The organism is Dialister hominis, assembly GCF_007164725.1.
Lineage (GTDB): Bacteria > Bacillota > Negativicutes > Veillonellales > Dialisteraceae > Dialister > Dialister hominis.
On record NZ_AP019697.1, the window covers coordinates 752,262 to 766,452 of the forward strand.

Annotated in this window: 15 protein-coding genes; 11 read left to right on the top strand and 4 right to left on the bottom strand. The window is 46.2% G+C overall.

Features of this window, described 5'->3' with window-relative positions; genetic code table 11:
• Window positions 1-41 precede the first annotated feature (41 nt).
• Together Dia5BBH33_RS03490 and Dia5BBH33_RS03495 are read right to left on the bottom strand one after the other, a co-directional pair.
• On the bottom strand, window positions 42-587 hold the full coding sequence (locus Dia5BBH33_RS03490; protein WP_022382645.1) for a GerMN domain-containing protein: 546 nt from the start codon (window positions 585-587) through the stop codon (window positions 42-44).
• Window positions 588-597: 10 nt separating this feature from the next.
• On the bottom strand, window positions 598-1,719 hold the full coding sequence (locus Dia5BBH33_RS03495; RefSeq protein WP_143332394.1) for an N-acetylmuramoyl-L-alanine amidase family protein: 1,122 nt from the start codon (window positions 1,717-1,719) through the stop codon (window positions 598-600).
• Window positions 1,720-2,073: 354 nt separating this feature from the next.
• Here Dia5BBH33_RS03495 and Dia5BBH33_RS03500 point away from each other — a divergent pair, with 354 nt between their 5' ends.
• The 3 genes from Dia5BBH33_RS03500 to Dia5BBH33_RS03510 are packed head-to-tail and all read left to right on the top strand — an operon-like array spanning window position 2,074 to window position 4,910.
• The gene (locus Dia5BBH33_RS03500) at window positions 2,074-2,979 is read left to right on the top strand and encodes a polysaccharide deacetylase family protein (protein ID WP_022382647.1); all 906 of its coding nucleotides are present in this window, start codon (window positions 2,074-2,076) and stop codon (window positions 2,977-2,979) included.
• A 27-nt stretch (window positions 2,980-3,006) separates the two neighbouring features.
• Window positions 3,007-3,954: a phosphodiester glycosidase family protein gene (locus tag Dia5BBH33_RS03505; RefSeq protein WP_022382648.1), complete on the top strand. Its 948-nt coding sequence runs from the start codon at window positions 3,007-3,009 to the stop codon at window positions 3,952-3,954.
• Between the two features lie 11 nt (window positions 3,955-3,965).
• Complete coding sequence (locus tag Dia5BBH33_RS03510; protein WP_231939233.1) at window positions 3,966-4,910, top strand: hypothetical protein; 945 nt, start codon at window positions 3,966-3,968, stop codon at window positions 4,908-4,910.
• A gap of 200 nt (window positions 4,911-5,110) precedes the next feature.
• On the opposite strand, the gene Dia5BBH33_RS03515 is transcribed toward Dia5BBH33_RS03510, so the two are convergent.
• A complete protein-coding gene (locus Dia5BBH33_RS03515) occupies window positions 5,111-6,163 on the bottom strand; it encodes an IS30 family transposase (RefSeq protein WP_143332395.1) in 1,053 nt (350 codons plus the stop codon).
• A gap of 198 nt (window positions 6,164-6,361) precedes the next feature.
• On the opposite strand from Dia5BBH33_RS03515, the gene pyrF reads away from it, so the two are divergent.
• Entirely contained in the window at window positions 6,362-7,102 is a 741-nt protein-coding gene (gene pyrF / locus Dia5BBH33_RS03520; RefSeq protein WP_022382650.1) for an orotidine-5'-phosphate decarboxylase, read from the top strand.
• Window positions 7,099-7,689, top strand: a complete 591-nt coding sequence (gene pyrE, locus Dia5BBH33_RS03525; RefSeq protein ID WP_143332396.1) for an orotate phosphoribosyltransferase — start codon at window positions 7,099-7,101, stop codon at window positions 7,687-7,689. The genes pyrF and pyrE overlap by 4 nt, the downstream gene beginning before the upstream one ends.
• A gap of 63 nt (window positions 7,690-7,752) precedes the next feature.
• Here pyrE and Dia5BBH33_RS03530 read toward each other — a convergent pair whose 3' ends face one another.
• Entirely contained in the window at window positions 7,753-8,883 is a 1,131-nt protein-coding gene (locus Dia5BBH33_RS03530) for an NAD(P)H-dependent flavin oxidoreductase (protein WP_143332397.1), read from the bottom strand.
• A gap of 631 nt (window positions 8,884-9,514) precedes the next feature.
• Between Dia5BBH33_RS03530 and Dia5BBH33_RS03535 the strand changes: the two genes are divergently transcribed.
• The 6 genes from Dia5BBH33_RS03535 to Dia5BBH33_RS03560 all read left to right on the top strand — a co-directional run bounded on the left by Dia5BBH33_RS03535 (window position 9,515) and on the right by Dia5BBH33_RS03560 (window position 14,183).
• Window positions 9,515-10,039: a DeoR family transcriptional regulator gene (locus Dia5BBH33_RS03535; protein ID WP_022382653.1), complete on the top strand. Its 525-nt coding sequence runs from the start codon at window positions 9,515-9,517 to the stop codon at window positions 10,037-10,039.
• 12 nt (window positions 10,040-10,051) lie between these two features.
• The gene (gene plsX / locus Dia5BBH33_RS03540; RefSeq protein ID WP_022382654.1) at window positions 10,052-11,116 is read left to right on the top strand and encodes a phosphate acyltransferase PlsX; all 1,065 of its coding nucleotides are present in this window, start codon (window positions 10,052-10,054) and stop codon (window positions 11,114-11,116) included.
• A gap of 3 nt (window positions 11,117-11,119) precedes the next feature.
• Window positions 11,120-12,112 (top strand): beta-ketoacyl-ACP synthase III, encoded by a 993-nt coding sequence (locus Dia5BBH33_RS03545; protein ID WP_108849824.1) that lies wholly within the window; start codon window positions 11,120-11,122, stop codon window positions 12,110-12,112.
• Between the two features lie 107 nt (window positions 12,113-12,219).
• Window positions 12,220-13,158, top strand: coding sequence for an ACP S-malonyltransferase (fabD, locus tag Dia5BBH33_RS03550; protein ID WP_143332398.1), 939 nt, complete (start codon window positions 12,220-12,222; stop codon window positions 13,156-13,158).
• Between the two features lie 2 nt (window positions 13,159-13,160).
• A complete protein-coding gene (gene fabG / locus Dia5BBH33_RS03555) occupies window positions 13,161-13,904 on the top strand; it encodes a 3-oxoacyl-[acyl-carrier-protein] reductase (protein WP_232518114.1) in 744 nt (247 codons plus the stop codon).
• A 45-nt stretch (window positions 13,905-13,949) separates the two neighbouring features.
• Window positions 13,950-14,183: an acyl carrier protein gene (locus Dia5BBH33_RS03560; protein ID WP_008858827.1), complete on the top strand. Its 234-nt coding sequence runs from the start codon at window positions 13,950-13,952 to the stop codon at window positions 14,181-14,183.
• Window positions 14,184-14,191: the final 8 nt, after the last annotated feature.

The following is a 14,191-nucleotide window of genomic DNA, read 5'->3' on the forward strand; positions in this document are numbered from 1 at the left end:
AGGCTGCAACAAAATGATTAACCATTTTGTTGCAGCCCCTTTTAAGTCTTGGTCTGCTGGATGTAACTTTCATCTCTCATGAACTGCTTGGTCATATCCATCTGGAACTGGAGCGGTTTTCCTTCTGCCCGGAATTCCACGCGTTTTATATTGGGGAATTCGGTCAGCGTATCAACCGTCATAGCGATGAAAAGGGATTCCGATGTTCCGCCTTTGATCTGGTTGACCTCACCCGTGAAGTTGGCGATAGCCGTTCCGTCCTGAATGGACAGGTCTTTCAGATGAGTGCCGGCAGGGATGAACGGATACTTGGCTTTCCTGTCATACCTGATCATCTCTTCGACTGCATTCTTGGCTGTGTGATCTTCCGCCTTCACCTTGATGGAAACAGGGAGAATATGAAGAGCATCATCTGTCGGCCTGTAAAATACGAGTGTCGAAGATTCCTTGGCCGGAACAGATGACGAATTGGCCGATGCAGAAAGAGCTGATGCATTGGAAGCTGGTTTCGATCCGCTGTCAGGGGAACATCCGGCAAGAACCATGGATAAAATGAGCGCTGAAGCTAAGGCTATTTTTTTTCTCATGGGACCTCCTTTATTCTATAGCAGAGAAATAACTTACAAGGCCGTCAAACAGGCTCTGAGCCATGCTCTTGGGCGCCCAGCTCGAAGTCAGCATCTGGACCCTGTGATTGTTTGTAATGAAACCGACTTCCATCAGGACAGACGGCATGGCGGTATGAACATTGACATAAAAGTCATTGGAACGTACGCCTCTGTCCGGGATGGATAAAGAGTTGATGGTTGCCTGATGCATCATTTGCGCCAGAAGCAGATCGTTGGCGCTTTTTCCATTGTAGTAAGCAGTGATTCCATCAATGCTGGAATTGGCAAAAGAATCAATGTGGATGGATACGAAGGCGTCTGCATGGGCTTCATTAGCGACATCGCAGCGAGCCTGAAGTTCTGTCGTTGCATCAGCCCATGGACCGTAGACATCTTTGTCTGCGGAACGTGTCATGACAACCTTGGCGCCAGCGGATGTCAGAAGATCCCTGAGCGGAAGAGCGATGGAGAGGGTGATATCCTTCTCATAAATATCCTTTTTGCCAAGGTGTCCGATAGCACCGGTATCTGTTCCGCCATGTCCCGGGTCAAGACAAATAATTTTACCTTTCAGGACGTTTTTCGCTTTGTCAGAGACATCATACGTCTTGGCAGAAGGAGCAGCCACAGCAGGTGTTGAAACACTCTTGGCCGGTTTTGTGTAAGTCTGTTTTGCTCCCGGAATCGGTATATCTACGACTAAACGATGAGGCTTGTTCAATTTGCTGTCCGGACGAAGCGCAAAAACACGGATGTCATCCATCTTCTGTGATTTGGATAAGGCGACATCCAGGTATGTGTCTCCATCCTTTTCGGACAATGTCGCAAAATCAACTGCCCTTTTATCCATATTGTCAAACTGGGAAGCCGTGCCGCCTTTACTGGTATTTCTTAAGATGACCTCTAAATTTTTGCCGGAATCATCCATTGCGGCTTCTGCATGAACCGCTTTGGATAAATCCATGACGATCCGGACGAAAGGCGGATTTCCATCATTCCTGGATGTCCAGCGGAAATCGGTCAATTGCGCATCCTTTGCCAAAGATGTGGATCCGAACGGTATCAGAAGAAGTACCAAGAGAGGAATAAGTAACTTAAACAGATTCTTCATATTTAATCCTTTCTGGTAATAAACCACGTTCCCGTAATCCGGGATTCATTACTTTCATTTGCGTGACATAATTTATTATAGCACGATTGATGTTGATTCCCAAAAACCAATCTTTAAAAAGAGCCCGCGGCATATAGTATTTTACGATTAAAGAGGAGCATCCAATACAAAATATTTCTTGCTGAATCGTGCAATTAAGGGTGCTCCATTCTGGATTGATAAGGCTGAATATGCAGAGTTTATGGAAAATTTCATGAAAGAATTTTGTTTTATTATTGAATTCGTAGTAAAATGTACTATGTATTGTCAAAATAGGTGTAATGTAAGTTTCAATACCAGAAGGAGACTTAGAAATTGAAGATATCTTTGAAAAGCTGGCAAAAGGCAGCGCTCGTTGCCGCAGCAGCTTTGCTGTCTGTATCCTGTTTTGCTCTGGATGGTTTTAGCGGAAATGCTGCAGGAAAACCTGAAGCTGTTGCAGCATCTACAGTGCCGGCTGCTGCATCTAAAAGTACGGCGGCATTAAAGCCTGGAGAAGCGGTTGTCCACAGAGGACCGGATGTCAAGTATACGGTTCCCGAGGGCGTTTCCATCCTGATGTACCATATGATCGGGAACCAGTCAGGCAACGCAGCTATTATGAGTGAAGCAAACCTGAGAATTCAAATGAATTATCTTCGTGATCATGGATATCATCCGATTACCATGAAGGAACTGTATGACTATGTCACAAAGGGCGCTCCACTTCCGGAAAAGCCGGTCTGCATCACTTTTGATGATGGGTATCTGGACAGTTATACGGTCGTTTATCCTCTGATGAAAGAGTACGGATTCCCATGGACACTCTTCCTTGTTACTGATGACGTGGGCAAGCCCTATAACCGCATGACCTGGGATCAGCTGCGCGAAATGGCAAACAGCCACACTGTTACGATTGCCAACCATACGCTTTCTCATCCAAAGCTGCACAATCTCAAGACCAGAGCGGAAAAAGAACGTGAAATCGTAGGTGCCAATCAGGCTCTGAAGTATCAGCTTGGGATAGATAATGTCTGGCTTGCATATCCGTATGGCGATTATGATGATGAAGTCATTGATGTATGCAAGAAAGCAGGCATCAAGATGGCAGTTACTACAGATGCAGGGCGCGCACATGTAGGCAGCTATCCGTTTGAATTAAAACGCGCTTATATCGGAAATGACATTTCACTGGCACGCTTCTCGGAACGCTTGAGTAAGGATAATTATTCTACTGTTTAATGGTTGCAGAAACGTTTAGGAGAGAGAATGAAACGTATTTTTAATAATATTGTTGTAAAGTTCGTCATAATCACACTTTTGTTTTTCCTGTTCACATCGCCGATCGTCGTACTGTTCGGACCTTTCCCGAATCTGAAGAGGGCCGTAGTCGGTGCAATCATGCGCTCCCGCCATCCGCAGTACATTACCTGGCTGTATAACAAGGATGAACTGAACCAGATTCTCGGAACTGTGACAACGACAGACACGCAGAAAGTTTTCTCGTTCAAGCTTCGTACGGATCCCACTTTGAATTTGAAGAAGATTGAAACGTCAAGATTTGTCGGATACCTTCTTGAAATTCCGAACCCGACGCGCGTTCAGGTGGCAATGGCTGAGGATATCAACGAGAAGGGGGATACGACAAGCAATATTGCAAAGAAGAATAATGCCGTGGCAGCCATTAACGGCGGCGGATTCTATGATCCGAACGGCACGGGGACAGGCAGGCTTCCTTACGGATTTATTCTCCATGAAGGGAAGTACCTTTTAGGACAGCAGGTCGATGATAAGGAAAAGGTCGATTTTGTTGGCCTGACCAAGAGCGGAAACCTGATAGCCGGCAACTACAATAAGAAGCAGCTGAGTGATCTGGGGGCTGTTGAAGGACTGACCTTCGGACCGCCGCTTATCATTAACGGTGAAAAAGTAATTAAAAACGGCGATGGCGGATGGGGTATTTCACCACGATCTGCTATCGGGCAGAAGAAAGACGGAACAATCATGTTCCTCGTTATTGATGGAAGACAGCCAGGATACAGCATAGGGGCAACACTCGTGGATGCGCAGAACATGATGTATGAAAACGGCGCTTATATTGCCGCCAACCTTGACGGCGGTTCTTCTACCACGCTCTACTATAATGGCAAGGTAGTCAATAAACCTGCCGACCTTTTAGGCGAAAGAATGATTCCGACCGCGTTTATCGTTAAATAAGGAGGAGCAGATTGAAAAATAAAATTACGAAATTTATGATTTGCTTTGCTCTTGGATTAACGGTTCAGGCAGGCGCCTACCTTTACATGGACAGGGTCTTATTTGCACCGCTTGCAAGCGGAGACTACGACATGTCCGATGTAAAGGATAAAGTAGCAGAAGCAGCAGAAAAAGAAGGGAAAAAGACTTTCTCCAAGGTAAACGTCAAGGGGAAAGCGTATTATTCCTACGATTACAAGTACATGGCTGACGTAACAGCTGACTCGGTCACCATTTATAAAGCTGAAAACCTCAGCAATCCGCAGAAGGTGGATCTGAAGAATCAGGGCGTATCCTTCTTCGAATGGATGCCTGACCGCAATCTGGCACTGATGGCGCTGTATCCTATTCACTGGAATGGCGGACGCTGGGACGTGACGCTGGCCCGTTACAATCCTGAAGGTACGACTCATGAGTCAGATGCACCGATCAGGGATCTTCCGCGTGATGCCAAAATCGTTTCCGTTGCTTATTCTACAGCGACCAATGCAGTTTACATGAAGATGGAAGTCGGAAAGGGACTGTACCGTATTTACCGTACGGATGCCAACTATGACACACGCCGTATTTACGTGCAGACCTCCCATATCGGCAAGATTGCTGTATTCTATGATGAAGACAGACTCTTCTACGACGACAGCCAGAAGGGCATCATGTATACATTTAACGGCGATGACAGCTCCTGGCGCGTCATTTCACCTCCTGGTGCCTTCCGCCTCGTAGGTCTTGGCGATGACAAGACAATTTATGCCGCCAAAATTAATTCAAAGGGAGAAGCCGTCGCGTATTATACGGGCAAGCTCGGAGTAGGCTTCAAAGAAGTAAAGGCACTCCCGTCACCTGTTGATTTCAACTCTGTCACAGTGCATATGATCCATGAAGCAGCTCTTCAGGCGGCTTCCGCTTCGACAAAATAGTGAAATATGAGCCTTTCTCAGGCAGCAAAAACCGTACCGGCAAAAAATCAAAGCCGGTACGGTTTTTTATTGAAATCTTGTGAATCGGTATGTGCGTAGAAAGAAAATAACAAAAGAAAATGAATTTATTTTATTAAGATTAAAAATGAGTGCAAAAGAAAACCCGAATTGCAATAATAAGTTGAACACCCGGCGAATCTTTATACAGTAAGTGCTGCAAGCATTTCTTCCCTAAAACACTCCTCGGGTGTCTTATAGCCGAGTATTTTTCTTGGCAGGGTGTTGGCCCAGCACTCTACTCTGGAAATGTGTTCCACTGGGTAATCCTGGATTTTCTTCCCTTTGGGAAGAAATCGACGGAATAAGCCGTTGTGATTCTCATTCGTACATTTGTCGCTGGAGCAGTACGGATGCGCATAATAGATCCGTGTGTGACTTAGTTTCTCTAGCTCCGACAGGCTAGAAAACTCACTGCCATTGTCTGTCGTAATGCTGAGGAACACTCGGCTGAAACAGCCGCGGAACATTCCATCCTTCAATTTTCTGAAGGCTGCTATTACAGAGGCACTTTCCTTGTTGGGCAGTTTTCTGATGAGGGAACAGCGTGTCTTGCGCTCAACCAGAGTCAGCAGTACTTCGTCCTTTGAGCGAGATCCCAGTACAAGGTCACACTCCCAATGCCCGAAATCCTGACGCTCATCCACAGAAGGATCGCGCTCATCTATACTGCGGCCGAACTTCTTCTTACGCTCACGAACCCGCTTCCTGGCGTTTTTTCGCTTGACGCGCAAGGGCAGGTCAATACTCTTGATTTTTCCTAGGAGCCCCAGCGTGACATAGTTGTACAGGGTTTTCGTACAGACCATCTCGCCACGTTGAAATTCTCCCGTAACCAGTGCCCTGCCAAAGCAGGCATCGAGCGACCAGTGATGTTCCTGAAGTCTCTTCTGCACATAGTCGAGGAATGCTCCCTTTGCTATGGCGTCGCATTTGCGACCACAGTTTTCGCGATGCGCCTCATAGGTGCTTTGCCCGTCTGCTGCGCGATAGCGTTCCACCTTGCCGTTATAGCAAAGAACCTTGCCACGCTTCACCTCGTTGCGTACCGTATTGACACAGCACCCAATCTCACGGGCTATGCTCCGATACGATTGCTTGTCGCGGAGACGCGTTTGGATAATGACTCGTTCCTCAAAAGTTAAATGAGCCCCTTTTTTGCGTAACGTATCCGTGGTAAAATGATTTTGATCCATAGTGATTCTCCTTTGTGGTTGTGTTTTTTGTGCAACTACATTTTACCACAAGGGTTCGCTATGGATTTTTAAGTGTTCAACTTAATTATACAATCCGCCGTGCAAAAGAAAATATCCGGAGAAAATTAAGTGTCATTGCCGGGTTTAAATGGTATAATGAATCGGATATATATTTATAGTCAGGAAGGGAGAGCGAGCATGGAAGAAGAAAAGGAAATCTATAAAGCGGATGATCGTCTGATCGTAGCGCTTGACGTAGATTCTTTTGACAGTATGAAAGCGCTTGTTGATGAGTTAGGTGATCTGGTTTCCTATTATAAAGTAGGAATGGAACTCTATTATAGTGCCGGCAGCGCAACGATCCATTATTTGAAGGAACATGGGAAAAAGGTGTTCCTGGATCTAAAGCTGCATGACATTCCGAATACGGTGGGACACAGCGTCGCTTCCGTTACCAGATTAGGCGTAAATCTTATTACGGTCCATGCTGGAGGCGGAAGAGCCATGATGCAGGCTGCTGCGCGTTATGCCAAAATAACCGCTGATGAATTAGAAGTGGAAAGACCAAAGATTCTGGCAGTAACAGTTCTTACCAGCTTTGATGATAAAGGCTGGCAGGAAATCGGAGGACATCTTCCGATCCAGGATCATGTACTTGAACTGGCATCCCTTGCCAAGGAGGCAGGCGTTGACGGTGTCGTAGCATCCCCGAAGGAAGCAACTTCCATCCGTGAGATGGCTGGAGATGATTTTCTCATCGTTACGCCGGGCATACGTCCTGCATTTGCACAGACGGATGACCAGAAGCGTATAGCAACGCCATCCCAGGCATTTAAAGACGGAGCTTCAATGCTGGTCATTGGCCGTCCTATTACACAGGCAATTGATCCGAAGGCAGCAACCCGCCTGATTTTAAAAGAGATAAAGGAGAATGCATGATGAATGAGAAGGAAGTAGAAACTTTACTAAAGGAAACCAAAGCTATTTTAGAGGGACATTTTCTTCTGACCAGCGGCCTCCACAGCCCGCTTTATGTAGAAAAATTCAACGTTCTCCAGCATCCTGAATACACAGAAAAACTTTGCAGGGAAATTGCAGAACATTTCAAGGACCAGGGAATCGAAACAGTTATCGGACCGGCTACCGGCGGAATTATCCTCTCGCAGGTTACTGCAAGAATCCTTGGAGTCAGATCCATTTTTACAGAACGTGAAAATGGCAAGATGACACTCAGACGCGGATTCACCATTGCGCCAGGTGAAAAAGTGCTGATTGTTGAAGATATCGTTACCACCGGCAGCTCCATCAAAGAAGTCGTGGATGTAGTCAATAAGGCAGGCGGAGATATCGTAGGCATCGGCCTTCTGGTCAACCGCTCCGGCGGCAAGGCAGACTTTGGAGTTCCACAGGAAAAAGTGTTCCCGCTCCTGAATCTGACAGTCCCGACCTATGATCCGAAAGACTGCCCGCTGTGCAAGGCCGGAGTTCCTCTGACTGAACGCGGAAGCCATCACTTGAAAAAATAATCAGGACAGAAAAATCAAAGCAATAAAAAATGTCCGGTCTGAGCCGGACGTTTTTTATTTTCGTTATGCTTGTTTCTTTACCTGTTCAACAGGGATTGTCTTATCAGAGGCATCCGTCGGGATTGTTTCATCAACCGGATCCTGGGTGAGTTCCTGAATCAGATCGTGAACGGTTGTGATTTTGTCGATCTTCCACGAATTAGCACCGGAAAATACCAGACCATGATCGACATCTCCGCGGACGGCACGGATCAGTGCCATGGAGATGCAGTAGGGGGTAGTAGCCGGATCGCAGGTCTTCAGGCAGTGGAAGCAGTTGGTGACCGGAATTCTGTGCTGGCGGAAAGCTTTGACAAAAGGATTCAGCAGAGCGCGTCCCGGCATATGGACCGGACTCTGAACGATGGTAACATCGCCTTCCTTTGCTTTGACGTACATATTCTTAAACGCATCAGAAGCATCGCATTCCTTGGTAGCAACAAAGCGCGTAGCCATCTGTACGCCGGAAAGACCCAGCGAGAGGTAGTGTTCAATGTCCTTCTTATCGAAAATGCCGCCGCCGAAAACAACGGGGATTTTCTTGTTGAATTTCTCTTCAAATTCTTTGACGACATCAAGAATTTCCTCGATTTCCTTTTCGTAGCCGTCACTCTCATGCATTTTCACCTGCTCGCGGGTATAGCCGAGATGGCCGCCAGCCTTAGGTCCTTCAATAACAATCATATCGGCTGTGCGGTGATGATGTCTTTCCCAAAGATGGAGAATGACGCGTGCTGCCTTCGGGGAACCGATAATCGGTGCGATTTTGGTGGAAGTGCCTTCAACGCAGTCCGGAAGGTCAGATGGAAGGCCAGCACCGGAGAAAATGATATTGGCGCCGTTTTCAACAGCACAGCGTGCATAGTCTTCGTAATGCTGTCCGCGCCACATGATGTTGACACCTATGATACCGTCCCCGGCAATTTCGCGTGCTTTCTTCAGCTGTTTGGCGAGAGCTCTCTTGTTGGCCTCAACAGTATTGGTCATGAAGTCTGGTTCATTAAAACCGACCTGGGCAGCGGAAATGACACCTACGCCGCCTTCACGTGCGACTGCCCCGGCGAGACCGGAAAGGCTTACGCCGATTCCCATACCACCCTGGACGATCGGGACTCTGGCGGTTAATTCGCCAATGTGTAATGCGGGTAATTGCATATTATCACTCCTAAAAGATGCAAAAATACTTTCGAAATATATATACGATTAATAGAAAGCGTTTAACTAAGTTTAGCGATTAAAACTTGTGTTTTATATTCCGTGTTTATTGTAGTTTATGATAAGAAACGAAATAAGTCAATCATGATATTGAGAAAGAGACTGCCATAAAATTAAAACAAAAACAAAAATTAGTTTTAATTATCAAAATAAAATTTTCCCTTGAACCGCAGTGGGGCAAGGGAATTTTCTTCCTCCGCTAAGGATGACAGGTCCTCTATATTCAGGAAATCCAGGCAGATGAAAAGCATGCTGCCTGATGACTGTATATCTATTATACAATGAACCAGTTAAAAATTCATCGAGTTATAGCAAGACTTTCTTTGATTCAGAACATGGTTTTCCAAATCATGGCAAAACGGTGCGGGAATATGGATTGGAGGATAAAATTGCCAAAATATATCTTAAAATATATCTTTAAGAAACGGGAGGGCATGGAGACGAAAAAGGCAGGATTTACGGGCTTTGATGAATGCAGATGCACACTAGTTTTCAAAATAAGTTATACAGGACTTGCGTGATTGTGGTATAGTATTATCGGCAGGTGATATAAGGTGGGTGAAAACGTAAAATGGATAAAAATGCCAGAAGAGAAGAAATGCAGAAAATACTGCGTCAAAATCCGTGCCTGACAGATGAAGATCTGGCAAAGCATTTTTCTGTGTCCTCAGCAACGATCCGTCTGGATAGGCAGACGCTGGGGATTCCGCAAATGCGCGAACGGATGGAACAGCTCGTTTTCGGACATCCTTCCGAGTACGTTGAAGGTGTTCACGTATTGGATCTCGATGTCGGTGTGAAGGGTGTAGGCCTTTTCCGGACAACATCTGAAATGGCGGATTCAACAGGAGCAGTGGCAGGTGACAAACTTTATGGTGCAGCCTCAAATTTTGCAGAGAAGCTGGCTGGTGTCCCTTTTGCACCCACACAGGTCGGGAATATTAAATACAAAGTTCCGGTAAAGCCGAATACCGTTCTGGCCGTCAAGGGCAGAATCGTACTGATGAGAGGCAAGAAAAAGTACATATATATTGGATTTTTTGACGGCGACATAGAAGTTTACCGCGCGAAATTCATTATGGAGATTTTAAACTGATGGAGGCATTCCATGGAAAAAATAGCCGTTGACGCAATGGGCGGCGATTTTGCGCCGCTTGAAATTGTATTGGGCTCCATACAAGCCGTTAGAGAATTCAAGATTCCGGTTGTGCTTGTAGGGGACAAAGAACAGATTTTAACGATTCTGAAAAATAATCATGAAGAGAACAATCCTCTGATAGAAATTCACCATGCGTCTGAAGTCATTGAAATGGGAGAACATCCCGGACTGGCTTATCGTAAGAAGAAGGATGCATCTGTATCAGTCGGAGCCCGTCTTGTGAGAGCCAAGGAATGCGGAGCTCTCGTCGCTCCGGGATCTACTGGTGCAGCTGTCACTGCCGGACTTCTTGGAATCGGACGAATCAAGGGAATTGAACGTCCTGCCATACTGACTCCAATTCCAAATGAAAAGGGAAGGTACACTTACCTGATTGATTCAGGCGCAAGTGCCCAGCCCAAGGTAGAAACGTATGTCCAGAATGCAATATTGGGATATATTTATGCTTCTAAAGTGGCAGGCATCAAGAATCCGCGTATCGGTCTTTTGAACATCGGTGAAGAAGATACGAAGGGAAGCCCGCTTGTAACAGAAGCAAACAAAGTTCTTCAAAACCAGTCTATTATTCCTTTCTCGGGAAATGCAGAAGGAAGAGATATCATGACTGGAGAGTTTGATGTTGTCGTTACTGATGGATTCACAGGAAATGTTGTCCTTAAATTTGGCGAAGGCGCAGGCAAGCTTGTCAAGACATTGCTGAAAGACGCAGTGACTAAAGGCGGAATCCGAGCAAAGATCGGAGCGCTGCTTCTTGCTCCGGCACTGAAGAAATATCTGGCCAAACCTATGGATTACGCTGAATATGGCGGAGCTCCGCTTCTCGGTATCAACGGCGGACTGATTATCTGCCATGGTGCATCCAAAGCGAAGGCAATCAAAAATGCTATCCGCATGGCTGAAGATGTCTGCAAAGAGAATTTGGACAAGGTAGTCACTGAAACGCTGGCACAGCTGAATGAAAGCACAAAGGCAGAAAGCGAAGAGGAAAAGTCAGTAACAGATAAGGAGATTTAATATATGGCTGAGCTACGATTTGCCAGTATTCTTGGAACCGGCCACTACGCGCCAGAGAAAATCCTGTCAAATGCCGACTTGGAAAAGATGGTAGATACATCGGATGAATGGATCCGGACGCGGACAGGGATCGCAACGAGGCACATTGCTTCTGCATCGGAAACCACATCGGACCTTTGCGTGAAAGCAGCTGAAAAAGCGTTGGAGGCTGCGGGAAAAACAATTGATGATATTGATTTCATACTGGTCGCAACAGCTTCTCCTGACTACGTCGTGCCTTCTACAGCCTGCATGGTTCAGGACAAGATGGGTGCAAAACACGCAGGAGCCATGGATATCTCCGCAGGCTGCTCCGGATATATTTATGCGGTAGCATGCGCTTCAAACATGGTCAAGGCGGGCATGTATGATAATGTTCTGGTCATAGGTGCTGAAATTCTTTCCAGGCTTGTTGACTGGCAGGACCGTTCTACATGTATTCTCTTCGGCGATGGCGCAGGAGCAGCGGTCATTGGACAGGTGGATGAAGGCTACGGTCTTCTGGCATCTGAGCTTGGATCCGACGGAAGTCTTGGCAAGATTTTGAATATCCCGGCAAGCGGCGTGGCAGAACCTGTTACGCACAGAGCCATCGATTCGAAACGTATTTATATCCATATGGAAGGCTCGGAAGTGTTCAAGGCGGCTGTCCGTCATATGGGACAGACAACACTCAGCACTTTGGAAAAAGCAGGAATTACGAAGGAAGATATCAATATGTTCATTGCCCATCAGGCCAATGACAGGATCATTCAGTCTCTTGCCAAGAAACTCTCGATCCCGTCTGACCGGATGTATGTCAATGTTGACCGCTACGGCAATACGTCTGCAGCATCGGTCGGCATTGCTTTGGATGAGGCCGTCCGGGCAGGCCTGGTAAAACACGGGGACTATGTGGTCCTGACAGGCTTTGGAGCAGGTTTGACATGGGGCTGTGATGTCCTTCGCTGGATGTAACAGGAATTCCCATGATCCATTCGTTGGACTGATCGCCGCGATAATAAGACAATATTATATCTATAATATATAGTAAAAAGTAAGCTGTATTTACATGAGGTGATACGATGAAAATTGCATTTCTTTTCCCGGGACAAGGCTCACAGAAAGTAGGAATGGTGCATGATCTTTATGAAAAGTACGATTCTGTAAAATCGCTGATTCATGAAGCTGATAATACCCTTGGATTCTCCATTTCCAAAATGATGTTTGAAGGTCCGGACGCCGAACTGATGAAGACAGAATTTACACAGCCGGCCATTCTTGCTGCCAGTGTTGCAGTATGGCAGGTACTTAAGGAAAACGGGATTGAAGCAGATATTGCTGCCGGACACAGTCTTGGCGAATACTCTGCCCTGGTAGCAGCAGGCGCACTTTCCTTTGCTGATGCCGTTCATACCGTTCATCTGCGCGGAAAATTCATGCAGGAAGCTGTACCGCTCGGAAAGGGTGCTATGGCTGCTGTCATCGGACTTACACCTGATGAAATCGTTAAGATCTGCGGAGATGTTTCTACCGAGGATGCACCTGTGCAGGCGGTTAATTTCAACTGCCCGGGACAGGTCGTCATTGCAGGTGAAGCAGGCGCAGTGGAAAAAGCATGCGGCGCACTTAAAGAAGCCGGAGCAAGAAGAGCAGTCATGCTTAAAGTCAGTGCTCCATTCCATTCGACTTTGATGGAACCGGCAGCAAAACGCCTGAAGGAAGTACTTGACACAATCTCAATTCATGATACACTGATTCCTGTCTTTGCAAATGTAAATGCAAAGGAAGAAACAAAGGCAGATGAGATCAGAAAGAATCTGGTGGATCAGGCTGCTCATGCAGTACACTGGGAAGAATCTGTAAGAAATATGATTGCCGGCGGTGTTGACTGCACTGTTGAAGTAGGACCTGGAACCGTGCTGTCCGGATTCATGAGAAAAATTGACCGCTCCGTCACCAATCTGCATGCTGAAGATATAGATACAATAAATGAAGTAGTTTCAACATTGAAGGGAGAATAATGATGGAGAATCTGGGAAAGACAGCACTTGTAACAGGAGCATCACGCGGTATCGGCAGAGCAATTGCTCTCATGCTCGCATCAAGAGGATATGCAGTAGCTCTCAACTATGCAGGAAGCCGCGAAGCTGCAGAAGCAGTAAAGACTGAAATCGAAAATGCCGGCGGAAAAGCATTCACCATTCAGGGAGATGTTTCAGTCAGCGAAGATGTCGATCGTATTTTCAAAACGATCAAGACAGAATTCGGCGGTCTCGATGTTCTTGTAAACAATGCAGGCATCAACAGAGATGCTCTTTTGATCCGCATGAAGGAAGAAAACTGGGATGCAGTCATTGCAACAGACTTGAAGAGCGTATTCCTTACGACTAAGGCTGCTGCTGCAATGATGATGCGCAAGAAAAATGGTGCAATCGTAAATATTTCTTCCGTCGTTGGTCTGACCGGAAACATCGGCCAGGCTAACTACGCTGCAGCCAAAGCAGGCATTGTAGGATTTACAAAAGCCTGCGCAAAGGAACTGGCAGCAAGAAATATCCGTGTAAATGCTGTGGCTCCAGGATTCATCGGTACAGATATGACCGACAAGATTCCTGAAGATCTCAAGGCTAATATGCTTCTGTCCATTCCACTGGGCCGTATGGGTCAGGCTGAAGACGTTGCAAAAGCGGTATGTTTCCTTGCATCTGATGAAGCAAGTTATATTACCGGACAAGTTTTGAATGTAGACGGCGGAATGGTTATGTAATATAATCTAAAAGGTACGAATACTTTGAAAGGTGGTGAAATCTCAATGAGCACATTTGACAGAGTCAAGAAAATCGTAGTTGATCAGCTCGGCGTTAACGAAGCTGACGTTACTATCGATTCCACTTTTATTGACGACTTGGGCGCTGATTCCCTCGATATTGTTGAATTGATCATGGCATTCGAAGAAGAATTCGATATTGAAATTCCGGATGATGCTGCTGAAAAGATCAAGACAGTAAAGAACGCTGTAGACTATATCGACAGCCAGATTCAGTAATAAGTAGT

Coding starts and splice junctions, on each gene's coding strand:
- Dia5BBH33_RS03490 (WP_022382645.1), bottom strand. CDS start 587: ATGAGAAAAAAAATAGCCTTAGCTTCAGCGCTCATTTTATCCATGGTT.
- Dia5BBH33_RS03495 (WP_143332394.1), bottom strand. CDS start 1,719: ATGAAGAATCTGTTTAAGTTACTTATTCCTCTCTTGGTACTTCTTCTG.
- Dia5BBH33_RS03505 (WP_022382648.1), top strand. CDS start 3,007: ATGAAACGTATTTTTAATAATATTGTTGTAAAGTTCGTCATAATCACA.
- Dia5BBH33_RS03515 (WP_143332395.1), bottom strand. CDS start 6,163: ATGGATCAAAATCATTTTACCACGGATACGTTACGCAAAAAAGGGGCT.
- pyrF (WP_022382650.1), top strand. CDS start 6,362: ATGGAAGAAGAAAAGGAAATCTATAAAGCGGATGATCGTCTGATCGTA.
- pyrE (WP_143332396.1), top strand. CDS start 7,099: ATGATGAATGAGAAGGAAGTAGAAACTTTACTAAAGGAAACCAAAGCT.
- Dia5BBH33_RS03530 (WP_143332397.1), bottom strand. CDS start 8,883: ATGCAATTACCCGCATTACACATTGGCGAATTAACCGCCAGAGTCCCG.
- Dia5BBH33_RS03535 (WP_022382653.1), top strand. CDS start 9,515: ATGGATAAAAATGCCAGAAGAGAAGAAATGCAGAAAATACTGCGTCAA.
- plsX (WP_022382654.1), top strand. CDS start 10,052: ATGGAAAAAATAGCCGTTGACGCAATGGGCGGCGATTTTGCGCCGCTT.
- Dia5BBH33_RS03545 (WP_108849824.1), top strand. CDS start 11,120: ATGGCTGAGCTACGATTTGCCAGTATTCTTGGAACCGGCCACTACGCG.
- fabD (WP_143332398.1), top strand. CDS start 12,220: ATGAAAATTGCATTTCTTTTCCCGGGACAAGGCTCACAGAAAGTAGGA.
- fabG (WP_232518114.1), top strand. CDS start 13,161: ATGGAGAATCTGGGAAAGACAGCACTTGTAACAGGAGCATCACGCGGT.
- Dia5BBH33_RS03560 (WP_008858827.1), top strand. CDS start 13,950: ATGAGCACATTTGACAGAGTCAAGAAAATCGTAGTTGATCAGCTCGGC.